Below are 13,795 nucleotides of genomic sequence, written 5' to 3'. Positions count from 1 at the left end.
TTGGGCTGCCCCTTCTGTTTATTTAATGCCAAGCCGCATGCGGTAGCTGAGCATCACGGGAAGCGTCCGCCCCTGGAAATGCTCCTCGACCAGCGCATGGAACTGCGCGATGTTGTCGTTCAATTCGTTTGGTTTCAGCTTGAATACGGTCTGGATGCCGCCTTGACTGACGGCGAGGCCGGTATACCGGTCGGCGGTGAACGGCTCCATATGGTGGAACACGATCTCTTTGGAGAACCGGAACAGTCCGCTTTCCCTTATATGCTTCAGATGCTCGTTCTTATTTCCTTTATAGGCCTGCTCCTGAGGCTCCACATGGTCGTCGATGATGGCCTCTGCCCGTTCAATCAGCCCATGATAGGCTTGCTCCACTCTCCAGGTCAGGCTCGGCGGCCAATCGCAATCATATACCGCGAATATCCCTTCGTCACGCAGAACGCGGGAGACCTCCTTCAATGTGCTGGCCGGGTCCATCCAGTGAAAGGATTGGGAACAGGTGATGATGTCGGCGGACTGATCCTTAAGCGCCAATTGGTTGGAATAGCCCGAGACGAACTTGATGTCGGCGATATCCGCGCCGCTGCTGCGTGCTTCCTGTTCCAGCGTTTGCAATTTGGCGACGGCTTTGCCGCGCATATCATCATTCGGCTCAACCCCGATGACTTGATCCGCAGCGTCTTTCCATGCAAAGGAGGAAAGCCCCGTTCCGCATCCCAAGTCGACGACGACAGAGGGCTTGCGTTCCAAATAGCCTGTCAGCAGGGCGACAACCTCCTGGGGGGCTTCGGGGCGATGCTGGTCGTAGGTATCCTCAAAGCCGGTAAAACGATCCACGTTGCTGGCACGGTTTCCCTCGGGAACAAAATCCTTGCTCCACACTTCGGTCATATCCTTGGTCATCGTTACTCATCTCCTTATCCGGGTACATGAATCAGGCATCAGGCATAACAAAAGGTGCTTTCTTGGCTTGCACAATTACGGACGAAGGCTCCAATCGCCGTTTTCTGCCGCTGTAATGCCATCATATCATAGGAAAGGAACTTATTAACAGACGGGCTTGACCCGGGTAGTGCCGATGCGGGTACAATAGAGGAATCGAATGAGGAAGAGGGATGAACATGAAGACACCAACAGCACCGAAGGGGATCTTCTTCGATGTGGATGATACATTGTATGACCATCTGGCGCCTTTTCGCGAGGCCGTGCAGGAGATTGCCAGTCCCGATGAGACGTTTCCTTATGAGGCCGCCTACCATCGGATGCGCTATTACAGCGACAAGCTGTCCGTCGAGCTGGGAGGAGCCGGAACGGCAGCTTACGGGGATGCGGTCGAGGATATGCGCAGACGCCGGTTCCAGTTAGCGTTGGCCGAATTCGGCGTGCGACTGACTCTTGAGGAGGCCGAAGCGGTACAGCAGACGTATCTGGACCTGCAGTATAACATCACGATGTTTGAGGGCGCCCGGGAGCTTCTGATGAAACTGGCGGATGCCGGGCATGTCGTAGGCCTGATTACCAATGGCCCGGCCGAACATCAGATGAACAAAATCGCGGCGATGAAGCTGGGCGGCCTGATACCGGAGGATCGGCTATTCGTATCCGGTGCCGTCGGCTGGGACAAGCCCGATCCGCGGATCTTCCACCATGTGAACAGGCAGACCGGGACGAAGCCGGAGAACTCTTATTACGTCGGGGACTCATGGCGCAATGACGTGGTCGGAGCCCTGGCTGCGGGCTGGCATGTAATTTGGTTCAATCACCGGAGCGTCGGGCCGGAATCGGAGCAGCGGCCGCAGCATACCGTTGCGAGTTACGAAGAGCTCGAGCGGCTGCTGGAAGAGATTATCGGATAACAAAATGGGCAGTCCCCCTGATCCGCTGCCCAAGCGGGCTGCTGCCGCATTATTCGAAAGGCTATGGTCAGGCTCTTTAAACGAAGGGCTTGGCTTTTTTGGTTCTATATTCAACCGAATGGTTGACTTTATGAAATTTGCCCATTATAGTTAACCATATGGTTGAACAAAATAATGAAGAACAACTGGATCACATCTTCCATGCTCTGGCTGACCCGACCCGAAGAGAGATGGTGCGCATGATCGCATCGCAGGAACGGACGGTATCTGAGCTGGCTGAACCGTTTGACATGTCGCTTGCGGCAGCCTCCAAGCATATCAAGGTACTGGAGCGCTCCGGCCTGCTCGAACGGTCCATCCATGGACGGACGCATACCTGTCGTCTGAATCCGAACGTCATGTCAAGAGCGATGGAATGGCTGCAATTCTACGAACGATTCTGGAACCGGCAATTTGATGCGCTTGAACGCGAGCTGAACAAAGCGAAGAGGGAGGAGCACTAGAAGAATCCTTAGGAATACCGCTGAACATCCTGGACAAGGATGAGTAACGTAGGGAAATAAACGCAATACCACTTTTGATAAGAGAAGGATGATTAACATTGGATAACGCCTCCACTACCACGCTGATCATGAAACGCCAATTTGAGGCAGCACCGGAAAGAGTATTTGATGCCTGGTTAAATCCCGACATGATGAGGAAATGGTTGTTTACGATGGAAACAACGAACAAAATCGCCCGCAACGATCCGCGCGTGGGCGGAAGCTGGGAGATTGTTGACGTGAGGGAAGGCAAGGAGTACCGGGCCATTGGAGAGTATCTGGTCATAGACCGGCCGCGCAAGCTGGTGCTCACCTTCAAGATGCCCCAGTTCAGCGACACCGTGGACCGCATTACGGTGGAGTTCAAAGCCGTAGACGCGGGGTGCGAAATGACGTTCTCCCAGGAGATCGTTGTCCCTCATGAGGAAGACTGGACCGCAGAGGATATTGAAAAAGCGCTGACCGAATACCATGACCAAACCGAGCATGGCTGGGGTTATATGTTTGAGGGGCTGAAGCAGCTGTTAGAGACAGGAACGATAAACTACCCATCTTAAACCGATGAATAAGGGAGCGTGTGTTATCGATGAAGAGTGTGACCCCGTTTTTAATGTTTCAGGGCAACGCGGAAGAAGCTATGAACCATTACATTTCCATTATTGAGGATTCCGAAATCATCAGCATTACCCGTTATGGACCCAATCAGCCGGGAGCCGAGGGAAGCGTCATGCATGCGGTCTTTTCGTTGAAGGGACAAACGTTCATGTGCATCGACAGCAACGTGAAGCATGAGTTTACGTTCACGCCTTCCTTCTCCATCTATCTGACTTGCGAATCCGAAGCCGAGATCGAGAAGGTGTACGGTGCTTTGGTCGATGGCGGAGGTGCGATGATGCCGCTGGACAACTATGGATTCAGCCAAAAGTTCGGCTGGATCGCGGACAAGTTCGGCGTATCCTGGCAGCTTAATCTGCCAAGCGAAGCGTAACCTTTAGCAGTTGATTAATCTAGGGACGGGCCCGGAAGGGGCCTGTCCCTTTTTGCGCTGCGCTGCAAGGAAGGCATTGCGCAGCTTGATGCTCTCGATCAAGAGCCGTGCTCTCCCTCACCGCCAGCCCAACGGAAGAATATAGCAATGCGCAGCCGCAAATCCCATGCCGCTGCGTATGCTGCTTATTCCGTGTACTGCTTTCGGAATTGCAGCGGCGACAGGCCGAAACGGGCGGAGAAGCGGCGGGAGAAATAGGGCGGGTATTGAAATCCCACATGCTCCGCGATCCGGGCCATGGACCACTGGGTGGTCAGAAGCAGCCGCTTCGCCTGGTCCAGGCGGTACTGCAGCAGGTATTCCGTTGGCGTCAAGCCGTGCGAGGCCTTCATGCAGCGCGTCAGGTAATTGTAGTGGAAATGCAGGTCAGACGATAAACGTGCGTTGCTGATGGGCTCGCGGTAATGCATTTTGATATAGGATTCCACTTGCTCCGCGACTTTGCGTACCCGCGATTGCTCCTGATCGGACCGCGACGGATCCAGCAGCTCCAGCAGCTCGATAAACAGGGTCTGTTCGCGCCAAAACGCCGTAGATCTCGGCTCCGTAGCCTGAAGGTGCAAGGAATCGAACAGCTGATAGGCTTGCTCCGGATAAGGGATATGTCCTTGCCTGGGCAGCTTGATATTGTGTGAGATCGACGCATGATCGGTTGTGCTCGTTGCCGCCGATTGAAAATGCAGCCAATAAAAGGAGGTTTCCTCCCGGCACTCTTGCACAGCGTAGTGGTGCGCGTCCGGCATCAATACGGCCATATCCCCGGCACGTAGTGCCCACTGCAGGTTCTCCTCGCCCAGAAACAAGCAGCCGCGTTGAACGAGGATGAGGTCGAAGACGCCAAGGTTTCTCCGGTTCGGATGCGATTCGCCCGGCATGTAGTGCGTTTTACCGGATTCAAGGAAGTAGGGCAGCGGCAGAGAGGTGAAGGAAAGCACGCTTTGTTCCGACATGGTAACACCTCCAAGGAAGTGTGAAATCGTATAAGAAATTAGGTCGATTCTGTTATCGTTTTCATCCTATCATAGATCGTAGAATGGGAAGTGTCGAGGCTTTATCCTATTCGAACCCCAAAAGGAGTGTATATCCGAGATGATGACTCTTACTACGCGTTCAGCTGCCGTGCCTCTTAAGCAAGTGAAACTGACCGATCCCTTCTGGTCGAGTTACATAGAACTGGTAAGGGAAGTGGTGATTCCCTACCAATACGAGGCCCTCCATGATCGAATTCCGGGCATTGAGCCGAGCCATGGCGTATCCAATTTTCGCATCGCTGCCGGCAGGGACGAGGGTGAATACGGGGGCATGGTGTTTCAGGACAGCGATGTCGCCAAATGGCTTGAGGCTGCGGCTTATTCGCTGGCCACTCATCGGGATCCCAAGCTGGAAGAACAGGTGGATGAGCTGATTGATCTGGTTGCCGACGCCCAGCAGCCGGATGGCTATCTGAATACGTATTTTACGGTGAAGGAGCCGGAAAAACGCTGGACCAATCTGACGGACTGCCATGAGCTGTACTGCGCCGGTCATATGATTGAAGCCGGAGTTGCTCACTACAGGGCGACGGGCAAGCGGAAACTGCTGGACGTGGTGTGCCGCTTGGCGGATCATATCGATACCGTTTTTGGACCCGAAGATGGGAAAATCCATGGGTTTGACGGCCATCAGGAGATTGAGCTGGCCCTGGTGAAATTGTATGAGGTGACTCAAGAGCCGAGATATTTGAGCCTGAGCCAATATTTTATCGATGAGCGCGGGACGGAACCCCACTTCTTCCTTCAGGAGTGGGAACAGCGCGGGAAGAAATCCTTCTATCGCTCGGTGCTGCACGCCCCGCATTTGGCTTATCATCAGAGCCATCTGCCCGTTAGGGAGCAGAAGGAGGCCGTCGGGCACTCGGTCCGGGCCGTATATATGTACACGGCGATGGCGGATCTGGCCGCCAGAACGAAGGACCCGGCTCTGCTTGAGGCTTGCGATACTTTGTGGCGCAACATGGTCCATAAACAGATGTACATTACCGGAGGGATCGGGTCCACTCATCACGGCGAGGCGTTTACGACGGATTATGATCTGCCGAACGATACCGTTTACTCGGAAACCTGCGCATCCATTGGGCTGATCTTTTTTGCCCAGCGCATGCTGCAGCTGTCGCCCAAATCGGAGTATGCGGACGTGATGGAGCGCGCGCTGTTTAACACGGTCATTGGCAGCATGGCTCAGGACGGGCGGCATTTCTTCTATGTAAACCCGCTAGAGGTATGGCCTGCGGCCTGCCGCCATAATCCGGGCAAGGCCCATGTGAAGCCGGTTCGGCCGGGGTGGTTCGCCTGCGCCTGCTGCCCGCCTAACGTGGCAAGGCTTCTGTCATCGCTGGGCGAATACGTGTATACAATGAATGACGATACGCTGTATGCCCATCTGTACATCGGCGGCGAAGCGGAGGTGCGGTTCGGGGACGTGCCTGTGAAGGTAATGCAGAACAGCACGCTGCCTTGGGACGGGGACGTTACGTTTACGCTTCAGCCTGAACAGGCTGTCGAGTGGACGGTGGCGCTTCGCATTCCGGATTGGTCGCGCGGCAAAGCCGGCTTGCGCGTGAACGGGCAAGAAATGAACGTGGAGGATATTACTCAAGACGGCTATGCCTGCGTGAAGAGAGTATGGGCGCCGGGAGACACCGTGGAGTTGGCATTCTCCATGGAGATCCATCAGGTCAGAGCCAATCCGAATATACGGGGGAATGCCGGCAAGGCCGCGATTCAGCGCGGGCCGCTCGTATACTGCCTGGAAAGCGTCGATCATGGAGTGCCTGTATCCTCGCTATCGCTTGCGGGCGATCCGAAGCTTCGTTCGCGATTTGATCCGAATCTACTCGGCGGAGCGGTTGTCATTGAAGGGGAAGGGTGGCGTGAAAAGTCTGACGATTGGGGCGATGAGCAGCTGTATCGTTCTTCTCCCCAAAAGATGCTTCCCGTATCATTGAAGGCCATTCCGTATTATTTATGGGGCAACCGCGGCGAGAATGAAATGGCCGTCTGGGTGCGCGAGCTGCCGCGCACGGTATAAGGATGGGGTACTGGCGGCCCATCCGGATAGAGTAGATTGGAAGCACAGCCGGAAAATGCTGCATATCATACCCGTGATGATGCCAAGCATCATAACATAAAGGGCTTGCCCAAGGTCGATGGACCTCGGGCAAGCCCTTTTTTAGGTGACAAGCAAACGGAGAATGGATCCTGTCCTGCATCGGTTTACAACAGCTTCTTGATATCCTCTTCCATCTTCTCCGGAGTGTCCGTCGGTGCAAAGCGCTTGATCACCTTGCCGCTGCGGTCCACCAGAAATTTGGTGAAGTTCCATTTGATCGCTTTGATGCCCAGTGCGCCGGGGGCTTCGCTGGTCAGATATTTGTAAAGCGGATGAGCGTTCGTGCCGTTCACATCGATCTTGGAAAACAGCGGGAAGGTGACGCCGTGATTAAGCTTGCAGGCCTCTTCGATCGCGGCATCCTCCTCCAGCTCTTGATTCATGAATTGGCTGCTGGGGAAGCCGAGAACGGCCAATCCCTGGTCGCGGTAGGTTTGGTGCAGCTTCTCCAGACCGTCGAATTGAGGGGCAAAGCCGCATTTGGTCGCCGTATTGACGATCAGCATGACGTCCCCTTTATAAGATTCCAGCGTTTGGGATTCGCCGCGTATCGTTTTTACTTCATATTCATAGATCGACATCGCCGTAGAAACCTCCTCCAATGAGATGTATTAAGTTCAGAGTATATCCTTTTACTGCGGATTGCAATTTGATACGGCGACATCCAGGGTTTATGCGAGCGGGTACATGGCCATATATGAATTTCAATACCTGATGCGGAAGTATCAAAAGTAAAATTTTGTATTTTCATCTGGACTTATTTAGGAGATGTATGATAGTAGTAGAATAAGTGCTTTATCGAACGAACCAAGAGGGGTACTACTGAAATCATGTGTGGGAGGACGGTATGAGATTAAAAACGCAAATGCTCAAAACGACGGTGACCAGCCTGCTGGCTTTTATGTTCATCGTCCTCATCGTCCTGGTTCCAAGGGATCTGAATCTGTCGCTGGACAGCAATTTATGGGTGACAAATTATTCCTTTGATCTGGGTGAGTATGTAACGCATATCCGGGATTATTTTGCAGCGGCGATTCAGAACGGTACGCTGGGGGAATCGCGATATAACGGCCAGTCTTCGGAAGCGGCCGCTTTCGGAGCCGTCGGCAAAAGCCTGCTCGTTATTGTATCCGCTTTATTCATAGGATTCGTGTTCGGCATTCTGAAGGGAGTCCTGGACTACAAATTGTCCAAGACCAAATTTAGCGCGCTGGGGCACTGGACGACATGGCTGTTCCAGTCCATTCCGGATTTTTTCCTGATGCTGATCGCCCAGTGGGTGCTCATTAAGCATGTTCCGGCCATCCGTTATTTTGCGGTTGACGGCTGGGAGGCCTTCGTGCTGCCTTCGCTGCTTGTCTCGATTTACCCGATTTTCTTCATTGCCCGAATCACGTCGGCCTCGCTGCTCGCACAGGAAGGCAAGATGTACATACTGCTGGCTAGAGCCAAAGGACTCAGCGACCGAAAGGTTGTCTACAAACATATGCTGCGCAACGGCATCGCGACCATCCTGACCCATCTTCCGGGCCTGCTTGTCTTCATCTTGTCCAACCTGCTCGTGGTGGAATATTACCGCAACTATCCAGGGGCGGCGTGGAGATTGTTTCTGGCACTGGATTTCAATACGTTCAGCGGCACCGGCGGCAATTATGAACCGGGTGTCATTATTTATATCGCATTTTCCTTCATGGTGCTGTTCATGATCGTCCAATGGATTAGTCATTCGGCACGCAAGTACTTTGATCCACGATAAAGATACGAGGTGAGCCGTCTTGAAGAATTTCCCTTTATGGATAGGCAGTATTTTGCTTGCTTTCTTTGTTTTCGTTATGCTGGCGGGGCCTTATATGCCCTTCATTGATAAGGATTTGAAGAAGGAACCCTCCAGATGGGTCATGAAGGACGGGAAGCAGAAGCTGACCCTTCCGCCCTATAAGCCTTCCTCGAAGAATTGGCTTGGATCGGACAAGCGAGGGGTCGATAACCTGAGCAAGCTGGTTGTGACCGCCAAGGATACGATCCTGCTGGTGCTCGCGATTACGGCTGTCCGATATGCGATCGGGGTGCCCCTGGGATTGATTGCCCGCAAGAAAAAGGGGTTCACCCACCGGCTGATCACCTTTTGGAACCAGTTGTGCTCCTATTTGCCGCCGGTCTTTGCATCCGCGCTGCTGCTTGCGCTTCCGTTCTTTCTCTTCTCCCAGCAGCGGATGGGCTGGGCCATTCTGATTCTGGCTAGCGTCGAAGCCGGGCGGGTGGCCATCACGATTCAGCAGCAGGCCCATAAGATGGCAAGCGAGCCCTATATGGAGGCCGGAACCGCTTTAGGTCTTCGCACGAGGACGTTGACGAAGAATTACTATATCCCGGTCATGTTCCCCGAAGTGATCGTCAACTTCTGTTTGGATATGGGAAAGGTCATGCTCCTGCTCGGCCAGCTTGCGATCGTGAACATCTTCCTTGGTCATGAGTGGAAGGAAGTTAATTATTACGTCATGGAATTCGTGGAGACGGGTTATAACTGGGCAACGATTCTGTCCAAGCATCGGGCAGACATCTGGCTTGGGAAGTTCCAATTCGTGGTCTATCCGGCATTTGCCATGATGCTGCTGATCATCACGTTCAACCTGTTAGGCGAGGGTCTGCGCCGCCGTTTTCAGGTCAAGGGCTGAATGTTAACGCAAAAAAACCGGAAGAATGAAAGCTTATGCAGGTGCTTCCCATAAGGAGGCAAGCTTCTGCCGAAGCCGATTTCTTCCGGTCTTTTTATGTCCATGCCGAATGCGGTTTGTCACGCTTCTACGGGGATATCCGGGTGAGCCCATACGGACACGCTGCCGCCGTTCACCGGGAACAGCCCGAAGCCGTCCTCGCCGATCGTTACGCGATCCTTCCGGGTGCGGGTCAGATCCACCCATACCTCTCCGGCGCGATGCTCGCCGACAAACATTCGCTTATCCCCGGCTTCGCCGTTGGCGATGACCACCGCGCAGCCGGAACATTCGATTTCCGGAATGCCGCGGCGGACCCAGCCTATCGTATTCGGGTGGTCAAAATAATCATCCTGCTCGCCGTACGCCCGATTCGCCCTGGCGTAGAGCAGCGGATCAATCGCTTCCCGTTTGCCGGGAATGGGGTTCTCGCCGCCGATTCCGTAATAATCGCCGTAGAAGACCGAAGGATAACCGTCCTTCCGCAGCAGGATCAACGCATAAGCGCTCTGCTTGAACCAATCCTCCACCCAGGATTCCAGCGATTCCTGCGGCTGCGAGTCGTGATTGTCCACAAACGTGACGGCATTCATCGGATGCGATTGCACGAGCGTATCGTCGAAAATCGTCCGTAGATCGAAGGAACGCCCGGCTTTCGAAGCTGCTTGGAGTTTATAGTGAAGAGACACGTCGAACAGATCGATTTTATAATCCACCGTATCCAGGAAATTCCGGCAGTCCTGAAGCTCGGGGTTCCAGAACTCCCCCACGATGTAAAAATCATCGCCGCGCTTTTTTTTCATGGCGGTCGCAAATTCTTTGATGAAATCATGATTGATGTGTTTGATCGCATCCAGCCGGAATCCGCTGCATTGCAGCGTATCCACCAGCCATTTCCCCCATGCAATCATTTCCTTGCGCACATCCGGATGGCTGTAATCAATGTTGGCAAACATCAGGTAGTCGTAATTGCCGAATTCATGGTCCACCTTATCGCTCCACGATTTATTCTCGCCGACGATGCGGTAAATGCCGGAACGTTTGTTGATTTCGTCGTAATCGGTCCCGTTGAAATGAGTGAAATTCCATTGGAAGGCAGAGTATTGGTCCCCCCGGCCGGGGAACGTGAATTTGGTCCATCCCTCGATCTCGAACGGCTTCGATATATCCTTGGTCCGATCCATCTCGTCGACCTGCACCACCCGGAAACGTTCGGTCTCATCGGCGCCCGCCTTATGGTTCATCACCAGATCCACATAGACCGCGATCCCGTTCTTCTGGCAGGCCGCAATGGCATCGATCAATTCCTGCTTGGTTCCGTACTTCGTGCGAACCGTTCCCTTCTGATCGAATTCCCCCAGATCATACAGGTCGTAAACGCCGTAACCATTGTCCTCGGCGGACGATGCCTTTGTCACCGGAGGAATCCAAACCGCGTCGATCCCCGCCTTGCTCAGCTCCGGCGCTGCGTTCTTGAGCCGCTTCCAATGCGATCCGTCGGCGGCCACATGCCATTCGAAGAACTGCATAATCGTATGATTTCGCTGCATACTTCCATCTCCTCTATCCTGATCGCTCTGCATGATGAGTGCATACTAAGCTCAAATACCCAAGAAAGCGGGGGAGCTAAACCGTCCCCCCGAAATGGGCAGATCCCGCCCTTTTAGTTTTGCCCAAAAATGGAAAGAAAAAGACGGGGCCCTTCAGGTTGGCGGGGGCCAGAAACGGCTTCAATCCATCGCCCGGAGGATGGAAAGGGATTGAAGGCTTTCACCGCCAAAAAGCCATCCCCCGCGAGCAGGGAATGGCTTTTCGTTTCGGGCACTGGGCCGGCACCTGATTGCTTATGCCATGGCATAAGTCAGCAGGATCAGCAGCACGGTGGTGATGGCCATGGCCAGCAGCGGCCGCCAGGCGCCGCGTATGTCCTTCAAGTGGACATTCAGGCCAAGTCCCACCATCGCCATGGCAAGGATGAAGGAGGCTGCCTGGGATATCGTATCCTTGACCGGCAGGGGAATGATCGGTTGTCCGGTAAATTCCCAGCTTCCCAGCAAGCTCGCTGCGATGAAGCCAAGCAGAAACCAGGGAAACTCCATCCGCGTTTGGCTCTGCAAACGCCCGGTCCGCTTCATCCAGACCATTAGCACGATGCTGAGCGGCACGAGCAGAAATACGCGGCCAAGCTTGGCAAGCAGACTGATGGCAAGAGCATCTTCGCCTGCCGGAGCGGCTGCGAGTGCTACATGGGCGATCTCATGAAGACTTACGCCCGACCAGACGCCGTATTGGGTATCCGATAAGGGAAGCAGCGGCTGGACGAGGGTATAGCCGATCGCGACGACGGTTCCAAGAAAGGCGATAAGACCTGCTCCAAGCGCGGTGTCCTTTTCCTTGGCTTTCACGATCGGGGACACGGCGGCGATGGCCGCCGCGCCGCATACACCGGTTCCAATACCGAGCAGAAGGGACAGGGACATATCGGCCTTCAGCCATTTGGCAATCAGCAGCGTAAGCCCGATCGCAAACACGACGCTGATGACATCTCTCAGCATTAACCCCAAGCCTTGCTGGAATACGACGCCGATATTCAGCTTTAAGCCATATAGAATGATCGCTAGGCGCAGCAGACGCTTGGCCGTGAATTGGATCCCGGTGCGCAGTCTCTCCGGGTAACCGCGCAGCTGCCGGTATACAGCGGCGATCAGAATTGCCCAGGCAAGCTGGCCAAGATAGCCAAGGCCCGGCACGCTGGCTAATCCGTAACCGATAAGGGCGATGACAAAGGTAAAGGCTACGCCGCCAGCAGTGGCGGGCAGCGAATGCTGCGTCCATCGAACCAGACGATGGACATGCTCTTGAGATTTGGAATATGCGGGTTCAGCCATAAGACATAACCTCCGATTCGTTCGGTTGGTCTGAACCCATCGTATCCCATTGCTTAGAATAAGAAAAATAAATCATTATGATAATCATCATAAGTAATTAATTATGGTAATATAACGCATAACCATTTGTGGATCTAGAATTGAAGGGGGCTAAAAGCGTGGATCAAGCACTGGAAGTATTCGTAGCCGTCGTAGATAAGGGGAATTTTACCCGCGCGGCCGAGGAACTGCTTATGACACAGCCGGCGGTAAGCCAGTATATCCAGGCGTTGGAGCGTTCCGTTGGCACCAAGCTGCTGGAGAGAACCAATAAATACGTCCGGCTTACGAAAGCGGGAGAGATCGTATACCATCATGCGAAGGACATTTTGGGCCTGTACACCCGCATGAACGCCCTTGTGGACGATTTGATGCATCGGGCAAGCGGCCATCTGTCCATCGGCTCCAGCTATACCTTCGGGGAGTACATGCTGCCGCATTTGATCGCTTATATGAGGGAGCGTTATCCCTTGATCCGCCCGTCGATTACGATCGGGAACACCAAGGAGGTGGCGGAGATGATATTGCGACATGAGGCGGATATCGGGATCGTCGAGGGCGACTATCAGGATGAGAAGCTGCTTATCGAGGCTTTCGCGGAGGATGAAATGGTGGTGATGGTCCCCCGTGACGGGCGGTACGACCATCTGCAGGAGGTACCGCTGTCCGAGCTGGCGGATGAGACCTGGATTGTCAGGGAAGCCGGTTCGGGCACCCGCGAGGCAACGGAGCGGATGTTCTCCCGGTATCATGTTCATCCTAAGCATATCGTGGAGTTCGGAAGCACCCAGCTGATCAAGGAATCCGTGGAGGCAGGCCTTGGCGTCACGCTGTTGTCGAGGTGGGCGGTGCGCAAGGAGATTCGACTTGGAACGCTGCATATGCTGGTACCGGATGGCAAGCCGGTGGCGCGCCAGTTCTCATGGGTTACGCAGAAAACGCCTTATCACACCAAGGCCGTTGAGATCTTTCTGGAGCTTCTGCGCCAACAGCGCGGGTTTCCTAAGGAAGTGTAGGGGAAGAAGGCGATTTCGAATCGAGTATCAAGGACATCCCGCTTAGGGATGTTTTTTTGTCCGGTCATGATTATAAATGCAATTGTTGGTTAAAAATAGTTACCAGAATCTATTGAATAAACCATATAAGAAATGACGTGAAAAAAAGGGCGTAAGGAGGGTTAAACGATGAGAACATTTAATACCATCGCATTGCTGTTATTGATTATCGGAGGCATCAACTGGCTGCTCGTGGGTCTGTTTCAATACGACCTGGTCGCTGCATTGTTTGGTGGGCAGAGCTCTGTAGGCTCCCGCATCATCTATACGATTGTCGGACTGTGTGCACTGTACTCGATCCGCTTCTTCGGTGACGTTACGAATGACGACCGTTCAACAGCTAAATAGGTTATATTTAGTGACATAAACATAACGCGAATGACAAGAAATGCCTGGGTTTGCATAAGCCAAAAAGCCGGTCCCTATTGGGGACCGGCTTTTTTTTAATGTCCAAAACTTTGAAACTGTCCGTGTGGCGGCAGGCTTATGTGAGGTGCAAATTCAACATA

14 protein-coding genes are annotated in these 13,795 nt (G+C 53.6%); 9 read left to right on the top strand and 5 right to left on the bottom strand.

Going from position 1 to position 13,795, the window contains the following annotated elements; genetic code table 11:
* Window positions 1-18: 18 nt before the first annotated feature.
* Window positions 19-900 (bottom strand): class I SAM-dependent methyltransferase, encoded by an 882-nt coding sequence (locus MHI43_RS30755; RefSeq protein ID WP_015737886.1) that lies wholly within the window; start codon window positions 898-900, stop codon window positions 19-21.
* Between the two features lie 212 nt (window positions 901-1,112).
* Here MHI43_RS30755 and MHI43_RS30750 point away from each other — a divergent pair, with 212 nt between their 5' ends.
* The 4 genes from MHI43_RS30750 (at window position 1,113) to MHI43_RS30735 (ending at window position 3,383) form a co-directional block, all read left to right on the top strand.
* The gene (locus tag MHI43_RS30750; RefSeq protein ID WP_015737885.1) at window positions 1,113-1,853 is read left to right on the top strand and encodes an HAD family hydrolase; all 741 of its coding nucleotides are present in this window, start codon (window positions 1,113-1,115) and stop codon (window positions 1,851-1,853) included.
* 158 nt (window positions 1,854-2,011) lie between these two features.
* Entirely contained in the window at window positions 2,012-2,356 is a 345-nt protein-coding gene (locus MHI43_RS30745) for a metalloregulator ArsR/SmtB family transcription factor (protein ID WP_015737884.1), read from the top strand.
* A 98-nt stretch (window positions 2,357-2,454) separates the two neighbouring features.
* A complete protein-coding gene (locus tag MHI43_RS30740) occupies window positions 2,455-2,952 on the top strand; it encodes an SRPBCC domain-containing protein (protein ID WP_015737883.1) in 498 nt (165 codons plus the stop codon).
* Between the two features lie 29 nt (window positions 2,953-2,981).
* A complete protein-coding gene (locus tag MHI43_RS30735; RefSeq protein ID WP_015737882.1) occupies window positions 2,982-3,383 on the top strand; it encodes a VOC family protein in 402 nt (133 codons plus the stop codon).
* A 185-nt stretch (window positions 3,384-3,568) separates the two neighbouring features.
* On the opposite strand, the gene MHI43_RS30730 is transcribed toward MHI43_RS30735, so the two are convergent.
* On the bottom strand, window positions 3,569-4,393 hold the full coding sequence (locus MHI43_RS30730) for an AraC family transcriptional regulator (protein WP_015737880.1): 825 nt from the start codon (window positions 4,391-4,393) through the stop codon (window positions 3,569-3,571).
* 139 nt (window positions 4,394-4,532) lie between these two features.
* On the opposite strand from MHI43_RS30730, the gene MHI43_RS30725 reads away from it, so the two are divergent.
* Complete coding sequence (locus MHI43_RS30725; protein ID WP_015737879.1) at window positions 4,533-6,509, top strand: beta-L-arabinofuranosidase domain-containing protein; 1,977 nt, start codon at window positions 4,533-4,535, stop codon at window positions 6,507-6,509.
* A gap of 185 nt (window positions 6,510-6,694) precedes the next feature.
* On the opposite strand, the gene MHI43_RS30720 is transcribed toward MHI43_RS30725, so the two are convergent.
* Complete coding sequence (locus MHI43_RS30720) at window positions 6,695-7,171, bottom strand: glutathione peroxidase (protein ID WP_009592987.1); 477 nt, start codon at window positions 7,169-7,171, stop codon at window positions 6,695-6,697.
* Between the two features lie 266 nt (window positions 7,172-7,437).
* Here MHI43_RS30720 and MHI43_RS30715 point away from each other — a divergent pair, with 266 nt between their 5' ends.
* Together MHI43_RS30715 and MHI43_RS30710 are read left to right on the top strand one after the other, a co-directional pair.
* Window positions 7,438-8,346 (top strand): ABC transporter permease subunit, encoded by a 909-nt coding sequence (locus MHI43_RS30715; protein WP_036659323.1) that lies wholly within the window; start codon window positions 7,438-7,440, stop codon window positions 8,344-8,346.
* Between the two features lie 19 nt (window positions 8,347-8,365).
* On the top strand, window positions 8,366-9,265 hold the full coding sequence (locus tag MHI43_RS30710) for an ABC transporter permease subunit (RefSeq protein ID WP_015737878.1): 900 nt from the start codon (window positions 8,366-8,368) through the stop codon (window positions 9,263-9,265).
* 119 nt (window positions 9,266-9,384) lie between these two features.
* Here the strand turns inward: MHI43_RS30710 and MHI43_RS30705 are convergent, their stop codons facing one another.
* On the bottom strand, window positions 9,385-10,854 hold the full coding sequence (locus MHI43_RS30705) for an alpha-amylase (protein ID WP_036659320.1): 1,470 nt from the start codon (window positions 10,852-10,854) through the stop codon (window positions 9,385-9,387).
* 294 nt (window positions 10,855-11,148) lie between these two features.
* Window positions 11,149-12,192: a putative sulfate exporter family transporter gene (locus MHI43_RS30700; RefSeq protein ID WP_036659319.1), complete on the bottom strand. Its 1,044-nt coding sequence runs from the start codon at window positions 12,190-12,192 to the stop codon at window positions 11,149-11,151.
* Window positions 12,193-12,350: 158 nt separating this feature from the next.
* On the opposite strand from MHI43_RS30700, the gene MHI43_RS30695 reads away from it, so the two are divergent.
* Both MHI43_RS30695 and MHI43_RS30690 read left to right on the top strand, forming a co-directional pair.
* Window positions 12,351-13,247 (top strand): LysR family transcriptional regulator, encoded by an 897-nt coding sequence (locus tag MHI43_RS30695; protein ID WP_036659317.1) that lies wholly within the window; start codon window positions 12,351-12,353, stop codon window positions 13,245-13,247.
* A gap of 168 nt (window positions 13,248-13,415) precedes the next feature.
* Window positions 13,416-13,634, top strand: coding sequence for a DUF378 domain-containing protein (locus MHI43_RS30690; protein ID WP_009593023.1), 219 nt, complete (start codon window positions 13,416-13,418; stop codon window positions 13,632-13,634).
* Window positions 13,635-13,795: the final 161 nt, after the last annotated feature.

Source organism: Paenibacillus sp. FSL H8-0457 (genome assembly GCF_038051935.1).
Lineage (GTDB): Bacteria > Bacillota > Bacilli > Paenibacillales > Paenibacillaceae > Paenibacillus_AQ > Paenibacillus_AQ lautus_A.
The sequence above is the reverse complement of the archived record's forward strand: the minus strand, read 5'-3'. Positions and strand labels throughout refer to the sequence as shown.